This window comes from Propionimicrobium sp. BV2F7, from assembly GCF_000510445.1.
Lineage (GTDB): Bacteria > Actinomycetota > Actinomycetes > Propionibacteriales > Propionibacteriaceae > Propionimicrobium > Propionimicrobium lymphophilum.
Window position 1 is genome coordinate 485,618 of record NZ_AZIS01000003.1, and the last position, 14,727, is coordinate 500,344.

Annotated in this window: 13 protein-coding genes and 1 tRNA gene; 7 read left to right on the top strand and 7 right to left on the bottom strand. The window is 53.2% G+C overall.

What is annotated here, in order from left to right; all coding sequences use genetic code 11:
- Positions 1-37: 37 nt before the first annotated feature.
- Positions 38-111 (bottom strand) — tRNA-Val (locus tag HMPREF1255_RS03170).
- 88 nt (positions 112-199) lie between these two features.
- On the opposite strand from HMPREF1255_RS03170, the gene HMPREF1255_RS03175 reads away from it, so the two are divergent.
- Positions 200-901, top strand: coding sequence for an HNH endonuclease family protein (locus HMPREF1255_RS03175; RefSeq protein ID WP_036917035.1), 702 nt, complete (start codon positions 200-202; stop codon positions 899-901).
- Here HMPREF1255_RS03175 and HMPREF1255_RS03180 read toward each other — a convergent pair.
- The gene (locus HMPREF1255_RS03180; protein WP_024110659.1) at positions 898-1,707 is read right to left on the bottom strand and encodes a cytochrome c biogenesis CcdA family protein; all 810 of its coding nucleotides are present in this window, start codon (positions 1,705-1,707) and stop codon (positions 898-900) included. The two genes, HMPREF1255_RS03175 and HMPREF1255_RS03180, sit on opposite strands and share 4 nt — an antisense overlap.
- Positions 1,704-2,417, bottom strand: coding sequence for a thioredoxin domain-containing protein (locus HMPREF1255_RS03185; protein WP_024110958.1), 714 nt, complete (start codon positions 2,415-2,417; stop codon positions 1,704-1,706). Before HMPREF1255_RS03185 ends, HMPREF1255_RS03180 begins: the two co-directional genes overlap by 4 nt.
- Positions 2,418-2,622: 205 nt before the next feature.
- Between HMPREF1255_RS03185 and HMPREF1255_RS03190 the strand changes: the two genes are divergently transcribed.
- The 3 genes from HMPREF1255_RS03190 to HMPREF1255_RS03200 are packed head-to-tail and all read left to right on the top strand — an operon-like array spanning position 2,623 to position 5,266.
- Entirely contained in the window at positions 2,623-3,420 is a 798-nt protein-coding gene (locus HMPREF1255_RS03190) for a sirohydrochlorin chelatase (RefSeq protein WP_024110756.1), read from the top strand.
- Between the two features lie 56 nt (positions 3,421-3,476).
- Positions 3,477-4,064, top strand: a complete 588-nt coding sequence (locus tag HMPREF1255_RS03195; protein ID WP_016455859.1) for a DUF3000 domain-containing protein — start codon at positions 3,477-3,479, stop codon at positions 4,062-4,064.
- The gene (locus tag HMPREF1255_RS03200; protein ID WP_024110660.1) at positions 4,061-5,266 is read left to right on the top strand and encodes an HRDC domain-containing protein; all 1,206 of its coding nucleotides are present in this window, start codon (positions 4,061-4,063) and stop codon (positions 5,264-5,266) included. Before HMPREF1255_RS03195 ends, HMPREF1255_RS03200 begins: the two co-directional genes overlap by 4 nt.
- Here HMPREF1255_RS03200 and dxs read toward each other — a convergent pair.
- From dxs to HMPREF1255_RS03215, 3 genes are all read right to left on the bottom strand, one after another.
- Positions 5,255-7,159 carry a 1-deoxy-D-xylulose-5-phosphate synthase gene (dxs, locus tag HMPREF1255_RS03205; RefSeq protein WP_024110784.1) on the bottom strand — a complete coding sequence of 635 codons (1,905 nt, stop codon included), beginning with the start codon at positions 7,157-7,159 and terminating at the stop codon, positions 5,255-5,257. The two genes, HMPREF1255_RS03200 and dxs, sit on opposite strands and share 12 nt — an antisense overlap.
- A 141-nt stretch (positions 7,160-7,300) precedes the next feature.
- Positions 7,301-8,746, bottom strand: a complete 1,446-nt coding sequence (locus HMPREF1255_RS03210; RefSeq protein ID WP_024110852.1) for an FtsX-like permease family protein — start codon at positions 8,744-8,746, stop codon at positions 7,301-7,303.
- The gene (locus HMPREF1255_RS03215; RefSeq protein WP_016455855.1) at positions 8,743-9,441 is read right to left on the bottom strand and encodes an ABC transporter ATP-binding protein; all 699 of its coding nucleotides are present in this window, start codon (positions 9,439-9,441) and stop codon (positions 8,743-8,745) included. Before HMPREF1255_RS03215 ends, HMPREF1255_RS03210 begins: the two co-directional genes overlap by 4 nt.
- A gap of 112 nt (positions 9,442-9,553) precedes the next feature.
- Between HMPREF1255_RS03215 and HMPREF1255_RS03220 the strand changes: the two genes are divergently transcribed.
- The 3 genes from HMPREF1255_RS03220 (at position 9,554) to HMPREF1255_RS03230 (ending at position 11,941) form a co-directional block, all read left to right on the top strand.
- Entirely contained in the window at positions 9,554-10,291 is a 738-nt protein-coding gene (locus HMPREF1255_RS03220; protein WP_024110917.1) for a sensor histidine kinase, read from the top strand.
- Positions 10,284-10,952 (top strand): response regulator transcription factor, encoded by a 669-nt coding sequence (locus tag HMPREF1255_RS03225; RefSeq protein WP_016455853.1) that lies wholly within the window; start codon positions 10,284-10,286, stop codon positions 10,950-10,952. Before HMPREF1255_RS03220 ends, HMPREF1255_RS03225 begins: the two co-directional genes overlap by 8 nt.
- 86 nt (positions 10,953-11,038) lie before the next feature.
- Positions 11,039-11,941, top strand: a complete 903-nt coding sequence (locus HMPREF1255_RS03230) for a universal stress protein (protein ID WP_016455852.1) — start codon at positions 11,039-11,041, stop codon at positions 11,939-11,941.
- Between the two features lie 61 nt (positions 11,942-12,002).
- Here the strand turns inward: HMPREF1255_RS03230 and acnA are convergent, their stop codons facing one another.
- Positions 12,003-14,678, bottom strand: a complete 2,676-nt coding sequence (gene acnA / locus HMPREF1255_RS03235; protein WP_024110720.1) for an aconitate hydratase AcnA — start codon at positions 14,676-14,678, stop codon at positions 12,003-12,005.
- Between the last annotated feature and the right edge of the window lie 49 nt (positions 14,679-14,727).

Consider the following 14,727-nt stretch of genomic DNA (forward strand, 5'->3'; position numbering starts at 1 on the left):
AGGCCTAGTCAGAGGCTGAAAATCTGGTTTAAATCGGTGGGCGCACACGGACTCGAACCGCGGACCCTCTGCTTGTAAGGCAGATGCTCTAACCAACTGAGCTATGCGCCCGATTTGCGATGCTGAATCGCACGAGTTGTAAGTTTAAACGTCTTTTACCTAAAAACTCAAACTGAACAAACCACATATTATGAAACGCATGAAGTCACGAGCAGATCGTAAGAAGGAGTCGGTCCCCGGCTCCATCAAGATAGTTACCGCATTAGTTTTCGCCCTCGTGGCAGCTTGGGCATTTTTCGGGGCTCCGAACCCGCACGAAGGCGGGAAAACAAACGACTCTGCATTGGTTGCGCAAGCGAAACAATCGTTGGGCAGCTTGAAGGTGGAACAGCCAGATCGAAATGGCGACTACGAACGAATCCGCTTCGGAGAATCCTGGGAAGACGTCGATGGAAACGGGTGCTACACACGAAACGACGTCTTAATCAGAGACTTAAGTGACATCGAATTTCGTCCAGGATCGAACTGTGTGGTCATTGCCGGCAAATTAGTGGATCCCTACACCAATCAAACGATTGAGTTTTCAAAATCCAGGTCCGAGGAAGTACAGATCGACCACGTCGTAGCGCTCGCAGAGGCGTGGCGCTCTGGCGCATGGGCCTGGAACGATAACCAACGCCTGCAGTTTGCTAACGACCCGTTGAATCTGTTGGCAGTTTCCGGCGAAGCTAACGACGACAAAGCTTCAGCCGATGCAGCAGGGTGGCTGCCACCGAATAAGGACTTCCGCTGTGACTACGTAGCACGTCAAGTGATCGTCAAGCAGAAGTACGCACTTACGGTGGACAGCAGGGAGCTAAAGGTCATTTCTCAGCTCTTAGACGGCTGCAAAGTTTCCTAATTTCTTTGTTTCGAAGTTCGGCTTACGGCCAACCAGGCCAGCAGGCTGATAACCACAACGAGCAAAATTAGAACGACGATATCCGGTACGCAGGACGCGATCTTTCCGAGGCTAATTTCAAGTTGCTGCTGAGCACCAGCATCGAGCAATCCACCAAGAGCGCCGGTTGCGTCCGAAGCCAAGAACAAAACACCCAGGCCCACAAACAACAAACCCGAGACGATCGCCCAGAGCGTGGTTTCAAAAGGCCCGATTTTAATTACTCGTGGACGCAGTTTGCTAGCCAAATCCACCTTGTCCCAAAGCAACGCCAAGATTGCCAGAGGCACCGCCATTCCAGCGGCAAATATGGCGAGGAGAAAGGCGCCGTAAAGGGGAGAAGAAGAAATTGCAGCCATGGTCAAGATGGCACCTAGTAGCGGACCGGTACACGTTCCAGACAGCCCGTAGACCATCCCCAACACCAAAACTGATAGTGCGCTAGATCCTCCTCTAGCCCGCAGCCCTGGGATGGGCAGCGAAAAGCCAAAGACAATACACAGGCCGATAACAATGAGTACGATTCCGCCGGCTAAAGAGATAGTTTGGCGATGCTCGGCAAGCAATGTCCCCAATGTTCCAGCAGCGAGCCCTAATGGAACCAACGTGAGCAGAGAGCCAATATAAAAGATTCCAACCCGCCCGAGTAGGGTTCGAAGTCTTGCCCCGAACGCAATCGCAAAGAACGAAGGAAGCAACATTGCCGAACAAGGGCTAAACACCGCCGCTATGCCGCCTAAAAACGCTGCAGCAAATCCGATATTCACCGTTGAGACGCCTTAGCTAGTTCCTCTTCAATTACTGATTCGAACGCATCCAAGGGCTGAGCGCCTTCCAAAGCTTGCGTGCCGATAACAAAAATCGGAACCGAGGAGATCCCAAGCTGTTTCGCCTCTGCGTAGTCGCGTTGAATAAGCTCGCTCAGCTCATCGCTTTCCAGATCGGACTTGAATTTATCCATATCAGGAACCCCGACCTTCTGGGCGGTTTCAAGAACCAGCTCCTCGCTGACCGGCGGGTGTCCGCTATCTGGCAGCGCCCGATAAAGAGTCAGTTGATACTCATGGTATAGCCCCTGCTCCCCTGCTGCTCTGGCAGCCATCGCCGCATACACTGAGTCGTCACCAAAGACAGGCATATCCCTGAACTCGAAGCGCACTTTACCCTCATCAAAATAGTGCTGAAGCTTGGGCAAAGTCTGCTCAGCGAAAAGGGAGCAGAACGGGCAGCGGAAGTCTGCCCACTCGATTAGTGTCACCGGAGCATCAACGTCACCCATAGCCATGCTGTCCGAGGCATCGCGCCTGGGAAGGTTTAAGTGGAATCTCTCCTGGTCCGATAACTGGACTGAATTTGTTGAGGCCTGAGCGCCAGTTTTCTTTTCAGCATTATTGCTATTTGAAGATATCGCTAACACTCCGATAATCAGCACCGCGATCACGGCAGCAACAATCGTGACAATAGCTTTTCGGCTCATTCGGCCTCTCCTTTTTTAAGCATGGTGTACGCCTAACCCTACCTATTTATTCTTGTTGCAAGCTCGGCAATTTCACCACCATTCACTTAGCTGTTTTTGGTTTGCCAACCACAAAACAACAAAGTTTGTCTCCATATCTCGAATCATGAAATGATCTGATCAAGGTTTGAAATAGTTGGTTTCGAGTTTTGGGGAGGTGACCAGCATGACAGCCCCAGCATTAGTTCTGGTGTCTAATGGTCCCGCTGAGATAGCAACCGAACAGGTTGTTCACGCACTTCGCAAAGAAATGCAGATTCGTCGCCCGGAGCTTTCCATCCATCTAGCTTTTTGCGGCAAGGCATCCCCCACAGGCAAGCAGACGCTGAAGGCCCTCGATAGTCGCGGCACTAAAGAGACTGTTCTAGTTCCGCTAGATTTCACCAGCGTTGCTAGCGCCACAGAAGACGTGGTTGCCATGCACGAAAGCCTCAAGTCCGCTTTCCCTCAGATGAAGATCGGGCTGGCAAAACCAATCGGACCCGTCTCTGAGCTCCTCAACATTGTCGATGAGAGGCTGCGAGCCGCCTTGACGGCAAACCGCTGCCTGGAGTTAGACGGCCTGGTACTGGCTGCACCGAGCTTTGGCGACACCCGTGGCTCAGGGGTGCTGCTTCGCCGAGCTCGTCAATGGTCGTCGCACCACAAACTACCTGTGGTATTTGCTTGCGGTGATGGAACTGGTTCGTCCGTGAAATCGGCCATTTCCTCACTTCACGATCAAGGCAGAAGATCAATTGCCGTCGGATCTTTGTTCTTAACTCCTGACGATTGCTATCAAGCGCTTTACGAAAATGCTTTAGCCAACAGAGCGATAGCCATCAGTTCGCCTTTCGGTCCAGACCCTCGACTGTGCAATCTGATTATGGCTCGCTATTCTTTCGAAGCCATGAAAATGCTCGACATGGCCTTCGAGAATCAAAAGCAGGCGCCTTCTAACATTGCCCAGCTCCACCTGGGATAGCCTGAGCATAGGCGCGCCTACCGCAGCACGGCCCCTGAACCCCGTAGGGTTCAGATGTGTCAGTTAAGCCTTCGGTCGCGAAACTGCCGACGCATCAATTCGATGATGTCTGCAGTGGAGTCCTGAATTTTCAATGGCGTCCCGAGATTAAAGTTTCGCAGATGCCGTCTCCTCAACGAATTGCGCCGTTTTCTGTCGCAATCGAGGCTGACATCGATCGGCTCGGCGAAGAAGTCGGCACTGCTCGTCTCGTCATTCTTCACGACCCCGACGGCAATCCAGCCTGGGACGGCACTTATCGTTGCGTGTCATTTGTGCAGGCGGACGTAGACATCGAGATGGCGATGGATCCGTTACTAACCGAAGTAGGTTGGAATTGGCTGAACGATTCTCTGGGGCAGTCAGATGCCGAATTCCACGCCGCATCCGGAACAGTTACTGCGGTGACCAGCAGGAGCTTCGGTGCCCTAGCTGAAGAGCCGGACACAGCAGAGATTGAAATCAGGTCCTCATGGACTGCAGACATTGATGACCGGGGAATAATTCCCCACCTAGAGGCCTGGCAACAGCTTATGTGTTTCACATGCGGCATGCCGCCACTAGCTCCCGGAGTAGTAAGCCTAAGCAGGCGAACGAATAAATGAAGACTTTGACCCAGCCGGCAGAAGAGCCGGTAATTGTTAACGACGAGCCATCCTGGAATCGGATGATCGATAAGGTATCCGAGGCTGAAGGACCAATCGCCATCGACGTTGAAAGGGCGCAGAGCTTTAGATATTCAGACAAGGCCTATCTTGTCCAAATAAAAAAAGATGGCGCCGGGATTTTTCTAATAGATCCGATAAGTTTCGAGCACGGCAAAATTGCAGATTTCAGCGAATTGAATGAGGCAATCGGCGATTCCCAGTGGATTCTGCACGCAGCGACACAGGATCTGCCTAACCTCTGGCAGCTGAATATGCGTCCGGCAAGCCTCTTCGACACCGAACTGGCGGGCAGACTACTCGGATACGAGAAAGTTAACCTGGCCGCTATGATCGAACACTACTTCGATCTCCACCTCGAAAAACAGCATTCCGCTGACGACTGGTCGACTCGCCCCATCCCTCAAGACTGGATCGCATACGCGGCCTTGGACGTCGAGCTTTTGATCGATCTTCGAAAGAAAATGATCGTAGATCTCGAAGATGCAGGCAAGGAAGAATGGGCGAAACAAGAATTCGCCCATCTGGTTTATTGGGCAGACCATCACGAACCGAAATGTGCTGATGAGCGTTGGAGACGAACTTCGGGGCTCCAGGACGTCCACACCAGACGTGGGATGGCTCTGGTTCGTGAGCTTTACGAGCAACGTGACAAGATCGCCCGCGAGCTGGACAAGTCGCCGCACAAAGTTTTGATAGACAAAGCAATAACCGAAATCGCTAGCCAAGCAAGCGAAGAAAGCGTCCCAACCATCTCGAAATTGCGCAGGGTAATGGGATTTAGACGTCGTGAGCCTAGGAAGCACATGTCTGCCTGGGAAAATGCGCTGGACACGGTAGCCGGGCTTGATAAATCCGACCTACCGCAACTCAGGGTGCACAAAACCGGAATTCCCAAACCACGAAATTGGCAACGGATCAATCCCGAGGCTGCGGAGCGCTGGAACCGGATCCGGCCAAAAATTATCGAAAAAGCTCAAACGCTAAAACTTCCTGTCGAGAATCTGGTTTCCCCCGCAGCACTTCGTGAAGCGCTCTGGCAGCCCAGTGAAGACATGGAATCGCAGCTAACTGATTTGGGTGTTCGGCCATGGCAACGCCAAGAAATCCTGGAGATAATCCAATCAGGGCTAAGCTCTTAGTCGGCTAGAGATGACCTGCGAGATCGCCTCTGGAGTCAGGCCCATCTGCTCAAGCAATTCTCCGCGGCTGGCGTGTGGAAGGTACTTTCTGGGCACCCCGAAATGACACATGTTCGGATTTCTAGAGGAAATCTCGAGTTGTTCGCCCATGCCACCAGCCACAAGGTTGTCCTCTAGCGTTGCTACCAGTTCGTACTTCTCAGACAGTTCGACGAGCTCGCTACTGATCGGCAATGCCCAAACTGGATCGACGACATCAGCAGCAAAGCCCAAAGACTCGAGTTTTTTTGCGGTTTCGAGCGCCAGAGCAGCAAACTGACCATAGCTAACGATCAACACCCTTGGGTTGTTTGAGACCTTGAGAAAATCTATGCCACCCTCGGTTTTCACGGAAGGCACAGGTTGCGAAAGCTTTTCTTTAGAGTACCTGATTACGGTTGGCACGTCGTCGACATCAACAGCCGTACGCAATGCCGCACGCAAACGCTGCTCGTCACGAGGAGCTGCAAGCCTCAAGCCAGGAACGATCGAAAGCAGCGGCACATCCCACATACCGTTATGGCTTGCTCCATCAGTGCCAGTTACACCGGAGCGGTCCAAGACGAACGTAACACCGGCCTTGTGCATACCCACGTCCAGCAAAATTTGGTCGAAAGCTCTATTCAAAAACGTGGAATAGAAAGCTACGACTGAGTGGATTCCGGTGGCCGCCAGCCCCGCCGCAAAAGTCACGGCATGCTGTTCGGCGATTCCGACATCGAACGTGCGCTCGGGAAACTCTTCTGCAAACTTAGCCAGCCCCACGGGATGAAGCATCGCCGCGGTGATGCAAGCGACATTCTCTTTATCTCGCCCAATTTTGACGATTTCGTCGGAGAAAATATCTGTCCACGATTTTCGATCGTCAACGACGAGCTTCTTACCAGTTACATCATCAATTTTTCCAACTGAGTGGAAAAGGTCTTCGGAGTACTGCTCCGCAGCTTTAAATCCTTTGCCCTTTTGAGTGATCACGTGGACGATAATCGGGCCACCATAATTTTTAGCCTGCTGCAATGCCACCGCGAGGGCTTCTAGGTTATGCCCGTTTATCGGACCTAGATACTTTATGCCGAGGTCAGAAAACAGGCTCTGCGGGGCAAGCACGTCCTTGATGCCAGCCTTCAAGCCGTGCAAAAGTTCGAATAAGGGCTGACCAATGAGCGGCGCACCCTTGAGCGTCTTCCGTAGAACGTTCAGGGTCTCTTCATAACGCGGGTCGGTTCTGAAACCCGATAGTTGGCGAGAAAGACCACCGACAGTTGGAGAATAAGATCGACCGTTGTCGTTGACGATAATCACTAGCGGCGAATCCTCATCAACCGCGATATTGTCGAGGGCCTCCCAGGCCATTCCACCGGTCAAAGCACCATCGCCGATAACAGCTACAACTGTGCGATTCTTTTCACCACGCAGCCTGATGCCCTTCGCTATTCCCTCGGCCCAAGAAAGCGACGTCGACGCATGAGAATTTTCCACCCAATCGTGCGCAGATTCTTGCCTAGATGGATAACCGGATAGCCCATCTTTTTGTCGTAGGCACGGAAAGTCTTTCGCCCGACCAGTCAGGATCTTATGCACATAGCTCTGATGGCCGGTATCGAAGATAAAAGGATCTTTTGGTGATTCGAAAACGAGATGCATTGCCAACGTAAGCTCCACCACGCCCAGATTCGGCCCTAGGTGTCCGCCAGTTGCGCTTACGTTTTTGATCAAAAACTTACGGATCTCTTCTGCCAGATCGAGAAGCTGCTTGTAGTCGAGTTGACGCAGATCTTTGGGGTCATTGATTTTGGCGAGCAAAGGATAATAAGCGTCTAGCACGTCGCTTTTCCCCACGCTTTTGGCCCCCATGCGCAGCCCCTTTCGGTCACCTCAAGTCATTTCGCAGCATGAATCTAACAAGATTCCACTGTAGCGCCCCGAGAGACAATGGCGAACTCGAAGTAATCAAATCGTCATCTACGCTCGGGGCGCTTGAGGTGCCAACCAAGGTTAGTCGTTAGTACGACGTTGCTGAGCTAGAACTCTTCGATAAAGAGGGTGGCAGGCAAGAATTGCCAAAGCTGAGACGAGCAACCCGGCTGCCATCAGCATCGACATTTGCAGATAGCTAGTTTCTGGCATTTCGCCGGTGACATTGTTGTACATGTTCACCATCGGCATGGAAAACATGGTGCCTAGCAATCCACCCATTAAAACAGCCAGCGCGAGCGGGCCAAGGGTCTCAAGCCAGATGACTCGAAGCTCGAAAGACTTGGGCGCACCGATCTTCGCCAGCGCCCGTGACTGCTCTGCCCTTTCGATAACGTCCGACGCCTGATTAACTAGCATCGACACCGAATTGAGCACGAAGCTGATTACGAGCGTAATCATCACGCCTTTGTTTATGTCCCAGCGACTTAGTTCGACGAAAGATTTTATGGTCTGCTCAAGATGCTGATCTGAGTTAAACGAAACCGGCATATTGGACACGTAGCCAGCTATGAAAGCCAACAGTCCCATGCCAAAAACTCTGCGCCAAGTCGCTTTGGGATCTGCGATAATTCTGCGTGCCGCGACCATCAAGGCGGGCCAGCGAAGCTTAGAAATTAGCCTCGCCAGAATCTGCAAAAGGTACGGGCCGAGCAGGTTGAAGCCGTAGACCACAGCCAAAACGATCGAGCCCAAGATGATGAACGTGGTAGTTTCCGCGCTACGCACGAAGACCTGATTGGCTATCAGAGCACCCGCAATTAAGGCAAAGAATGCCGCAACTCGCCAAACCTTAAGAGCAGGTTTGTTTGACTTCTTGGCAACTCCTAGCGGCGAGATCCTGACTTGCTGCATTCCCCACCAGGAAGAGGCCAGAGCTATCAGCATTAGGAAGCCGAGGACGCTCAGCAGAAGCCACCACGGCAGCAGCATTTCTTTTGCCTCGATCTGTGTTGCCTGAACGTTGAGCTTCGTCCAAAGTTGCAGACTAAGCAGGTAAATAGCGATTCCAGCGGCAGCTCCGATGATCGACTGAACGAAGCACTCGAGCAGGGCCATTCGAGTCACCTCGCCGGACGAGAGCCCAAGCAGCCTCAGCGAGGCAAGCCGATTTTCGCGTCCCTTAGCTCCCAACACAGCAGACTTGGCAGCCAGCGAGATGATGGACGGAACGATTAGCGCGCACGCGAAAATCGCTAGACCGAAGTAGAAAAAGAGCACGCTCTTAAAACTCGGATCAATCGCGACGACCTCGCCCATCAGCCCTCTGGGGTGATTTGCTCGGTTATAAAACATCCAGGTACCGCCTGCGATCATCAGAGCTATCGAAATGGTAACTGTGTACGCCAAGATTCCTGCCAGATAAAGCAGTGATTCCCCTTCGCGCTGGACCAGCCGGGCGCGCACTAGGCGAGCGGTCAGGCCGCCCAGGCCATGCACCGGGCCAGTAAGTTCCTTTTGATTCATCGCGCGCTCCCCTGGTCTAGCGTGCGGTCGGAGTGAATCAGGCCGTCACGAATCTCGATGAGCCTCGAGCACCAGCGGGCAACGTTCAAATCATGGGTGACTAGCACCAGCGACGCGCCTGCCTGCTTTACGACAGTGGTGAGCATCTGCATCATCTCGTGGCCGCTATTCTGGTCGAGGGCACCCGAGGGTTCGTCTGCGAAGACGACCTTTGGGTTTCCAACCAACGCCCTAGCAATTGCCACACGCTGGGACTGGCCACCAGACATGTCACCGGGGCGTCGATTAATCAGATCGCCGATACCAAGCCGAGCCAGCGTCTGGTCGGCCATAGCCACCGCCTTACTCCTGGAAGTGCCGGTAAGCATTAACGGCAGAGCGACATTTTCGCGGGCCGGCAGCTCGGGAATAAGTTGGCCGTCCTGAAAGACAAACCCGAACTGGGTTAGGCGAAGCCTAGAGCGCTTGGCGTCGCTCAAATCTGAAGTGTTTGTCCCACAAAATTCAACCTGTCCACTGTCTGGAACCAGGACTCCGCTGAGGCAATGCAACAGGGTCGATTTACCGGATCCCGAAGGCCCCATCACCGCCACAGATTCGCCCTTGGCAATCTGAAGCGAAACGCCTGCTAGAGCATGTACCTGACCAAATTGTTTCGTAATGTCTCGAGTCTCGAGCGCTATGTCGTTTGTCATGCTTATATTCCAGTTTCTGAGCGGCAGTTTTTGAACAGTGCCAGCTAGCCTTTTAAAGGTAGTGCCAGCACTACCCCAGTTTGAACTGTTTCAAAGTTATTATTGTTAAGTGATGTTTGGTAGGCGCAAGAAACATGTTTCGCATGAGGACGAAAATGCCAAAAAGATCGCCGACCTGATTCGCTCTAGACGGGCAATCGTAGACGCCTACGAAATTGAACGGCAACGCATCGAACGAAATCTGCATGACGGCACTCAGCAGTATCTGGTTGCTGCGGCTATGAAGTTGGGCGAGGCACAGCTATCGCCTTCGCTATCTGCAGACCTGCAACTTGCCTCGCTGATTTCCGAGGCCAAAGACGCAGTCAGGCAGGGGCTGGATTCTCTTCGAGAGACTGTGCGCGGCATTCACCCGCAGGTCTTATTGGAACTTGGCCTGGTTGCTGCCATCAACGATATTGCTAGCAGATCGGGCGGCAGGGTTCGGGTGGTCTGCCCCAATCCGCTTCCCCAGCTACCCGAGGGGGTGCTGGCAGCTGCTTATTTCTTTGCCAGTGAGGCGATTGCGAACTCGGCGAAGTACGCCCCTGAAGCGTCAGTCAGCGCGCTAATTACGAGTGGCGAGAGTTTGTCCATTTCGGTAGTAGACGATGGGCCAGGAGGCGCTCACCTAAAACAAGGCCATGGATTGGCTGGTCTTCGCGAGAGGCTGGCGGCTTTTGGTGGCGTACTGCTTATCTCTAGCCCACCTGGAGGCCCGACTCGGATCTCTGCCGAGCTACCGCTGCTAGTAGAGCGCTGGCAGCCCACCATCAACCTTGCCCAAAAGAACGGAGAGAAAAATGAGTGAAGCCAAAACTCTTGTTTTAGCTGATGACTCCGCTCTACTTCGCGAAGGTCTGGTAGGTCTACTAGAGCGGCAAGGTTTCAAAATAATTGCCCACGTAAGCGACGCAACGCAGCTGGACAAGACGCTAACTGATCTTGCAGATAATGACGGCCTACCGGATGCCTTGGTGACAGATGTCAGGATGCCTCCAAACATGAGCAACGATGGCCTCGAGGTAGCCATCGAGTTCAAGGAGAAATATCCACAGCTGGCGGTGATGGTGCTCAGCCAGTACGTGGCACCCGGTTATGCCCAGCAGCTCTTCGCTCTTCCCGCCAGCAGCGGAGGCACCGGCTATTTGCTCAAAGATCGCATCAGCGAAGTCGTCGATTTCATCAGTTCGCTTCGCCTAATCATCTCTGGTGGCGTGGTAATCGACCCGCAAGTCGCTCAAGTGATGATGAACAACAGCCGTATGGGGCTTGGCTCTCTGACAACGCGCGAGACTGAGGTACTAGAGCTGATGGCGCAGGGCCTATCGAATAATCAGATCGCCCAGCAGCTGGTGCTTTCTGCTGCCGCTGTAGCCAAACACGTGTCGAATATCTTTTCCAAGCTAGGCCTGGAGCCAGGCGAAGAGAACCGAAGAGTGCGGGCAATTTTAACTTTCCTAGCCGAATAGCCGTCGAGTTAATTTCTCTTTCTGGCAACGCCATAAAATTGTTATTTCGATGAGATAATTAACAGATAACAGGAAAAGGAGGAGAAATGACATCTACAGATATCTCCAAGGTGCACAGCACTGTGGTGGGCATTGATGGATCTGAAAACTCCTATCTAGCCACGCAGTGGGCCGCCAAATGGGCGAAGAGCCACGGTACGGGCCTGACCATCGTCATGGTACAGCCGGAAGTTATGCTTCCTCGCAAGTCTCACGTGTGGAAGGCGATGCTCGAGGCCAATTACAACGAGCGCCAGAAGGACAAGTACCTAGCTCGCCTGCACAAAGCTGAACTTCAGGCAAGGGAAGTTGCGCCCGCCATTGAGGTCTCAAGCATTTTGCTAGAGGGGGATGTCGCAGGTTCTTTGGTCGAAATAACCAAGAAGTCCGAAACCCTTATCTTGGGCAAGCGCGGCTCAGGGCAGGCAAGCATCTTCACACTTGGTGGCGTCGCTGACTCTGTGGTGACTAACGCTGGTGGAACAGTGATCACCATTCCTCACGACTTTAAGGAACGCCCTGGTGGCCCCGTCCTGGTAGGCATCGATGACGATTCTCGCGCTAAGCAGACCGTCCGCTACGCCTTCGAGCAGGCAGACAAACTTGGCGCTCCCCTCGTCGTTATGCACGCTTGGTACGCACCACCGGCTGCAAGTGAGGCGACAATGGTCGTGCTCGTCGATGCAGACGAGATCAACGAAGAAAGCCATGCCTTCATTCAGTCCACAGTGGCTGAACTAGCGCAGGAGTACCCGAACGTCAAAGTCACCTCTAAGGTGGTAAATGCCAATCCAGGCGACGCGTTGGCCGCGGAGTCTAAGAACGCTCAGCTAATCGTCGTTTCTAGCCGCGGACGAGGAGGCTTCACCGGTTTGCTGCTGGGAAGCACCAGCCGCCGAGTAGTCCGGCTAAGCAGCGCTCCGACAGCCGTCATCCGTTGTCATAAGTAAACAAAATCTCATAAGTAAACAAAAATGCGGCCAGCACAAAAGCTGGCCGCATTTTGTTTGGTTACTTGTTCAACAGGGAACGCAGTACGTACTGCATAATTCCACCATTTAGGTAGTACTCACGTTCAGCCGGGGTGTCGATGCGAAGCTTCGCGTCGAACTCCGTTACTGCCCCTTCCGGTGAAGTCGCCGAAACCCTCACGGTTTCTGGAGTCTGGCCGGAATTGAGCTTGCTTACACCGGTGATCTCGAAGATCTCCTCCCCGCTTAAACCTAGTGAATCGGCGTTCTGCCCCTCGGGGAATTGAAGCGGTAATACGCCCATGCCGATAAGGTTGCTGCGGTGAATGCGCTCGTAACTGACCGCAAGAACAGCTTTAACGCCCAGCAGCATCGTGCCTTTCGCCGCCCAGTCGCGCGAGCTTCCAGAACCGTATTCTTTACCCGCCAAAACGACCAGAGGCTTATTATGCGCCGAATAGTTCATTGCAGCCTCATACACGGTTGTCACTGGGGCATCTTTTCTTGTGAAATCCCTGGTGAACCCACCCTCTGTTCCAGGAGCGAGCTGATTGCGCAACCTGATGTTGGCGAAGGTCCCGCGAATCATCACTTCGTGATTACCACGCCTTGAGCCGTAGGAGTTGAAGTCTTTTCGCTCGACTCCGTGCTCCAATAAATATTTTCCTGCCGGAGAATCCTGCTTAATAGCGCCTGCGGGGCTGATGTGATCCGTCGTTACGGAGTCTCCAAGCTTAAGCAAAACTCGTGCTCCGCTAATGTCACTAACTGGTTGCGGTTTGGCCGGCATCTGCTCGAAGTATGGCGGCTTTCTCACATAGGTGGACGCGTCGTCCCATTCAAAACTATCGCCTGTGGGAGTCGGCAAACTTTGCCAACGCTCGTCACCGGCAAAAACGTTCTCGTACGAATCTTGATACATCTTGGTGTTGATGTATTTCCCTACGACCTCGTCGATCTGCTGAGGGCTAGGCCAGATATCGCTTAGCATCACATCGTTGCCTTTCGGGTCCTTGCCGAGAGGCTGCGTAGTGATGTCAAAATCCATGTTTCCTACCAGCGCATAGGCCACCACTAGAGGCGGACTGGCCAGATAGTTCATCTTTACATCCGGGTTGATTCGACCCTCAAAGTTTCGGTTGCCAGACAGCACAGAGGTGATCACCACGTCAGATTCGTTGGCGGCCTTCGAGACTTCATCGATGAGAGGCCCCGAGTTACCAATGCACGTCGTGCAGCCGTAACCGACAACATCGAACCCAAGCTCCTCCAGGGGTTCGAGAAGACCAGAATCCTCTAAGTAATCGGTGACGACCTGGGAGCCAGGAGCAAGCGTGGTCTTAACCCACGGCTTACGAGTCAGCCCCTTAGCCACTGCGTTCCTAGCAAGCAACCCAGCGGCGACCATAACGGAAGGGTTTGACGTGTTAGTACAAGAGGTAATTGCGGCAACGCCTACCGTACCGTTGGTCAAAGTCACGTTTTCGCCATCGATGGTTGCCTCATAGGCGCGGCTGTTTTGAGTCGCATAGTCGCCTACTGTTTCCTCAAACGTCCCAGCGGCTTGCGACAACGCGATCCTGTCTTGCGGACGCTTCGGGCCTGCAATCGATGGATGCACATCCGCAAGGTCAAGCTCCAAATATTCGGAATAATCTGGCTCGGCATTTGGATCGAACCAGATGCCCTGCGCCTTTGCGTAGGCTTCAACAAGATTGATCTGGTGCTCATCGCGTCCTGTCAGACGCATGTAGTCGATCGTCGCTTGATCGATCGGAAACACCGCGATGGTCGAGCCGTATTCAGGGCTCATATTGCCAATGGTCGCGCGGTTAGCAAGAGGCACCTCGCTAACGCCAGGTCCGTAGAACTCCACGAACTTGCCGACGACGCCGTGCTCACGCAGCTTCTCGGTGATGGTTAAAACCAGATCTGTTGCAGTCGCGGCAGCGGGCAGCTTACCCGTAAGCTTGAAGCCAACTACACGAGGGATAAGCATGCTGACAGGTTGACCCAGCATCGCTGCCTCGGCCTCAATGCCGCCGACTCCCCAACCGACGACGCCAAGACCGTTAACCATCGTCGTGTGCGAATCGGTTCCTACACATGTATCCGGGTAAGCGAGAAGAGAACCATCGGTTTCCTTCGAGAAAACGACCCTAGCAAGGTGCTCGATGTTGACCTGGTGGATGATGCCGGTGCCGGGCGGAACAACTTTGAAGTTATCGAATGCGCCTTGGCCCCAGCGCAGGAATTGGTAGCGTTCTTTATTGCGCTGATATTCGAGTTTGGTGTTGATCGCCAAAGCCTGTTCGGTGCCGAACGCGTCCGCGACAACGGAGTGGTCAATGACCAACTCAGCCGGGCTTAGCGGGTTGATTTTCTTGACGTCTCCGCCAAGCTCCTGCATCGCATCGCGCATTGCAGCAAGATCGACCACGCAAGGGACCCCAGTGAAGTCCTGCATGACCACTCGAGCGGGTGTGAACTGAATCTCGTGGGAGGGCTGCGCCTGGCTGTCCCAGTTGGCCAGCGCCGAGATGTCATCTGCGCTGATGTTTTTACCGTCTTCGAGCCGAAGGAGGTTCTCCAAAAGAACTTTCAAGCTATACGGAAGACGGACCTGACCTTTAACGGCATCTAGTCGATAATAATCGTACTTTTTACCGTCTACGTCTAGGGAAGATTTTGCTTTGAAACTGTCGAGACTGGCCACTTAAACCTCCAAGATATCTTGATGTCAAGATATCTCAATTGAACAGTCA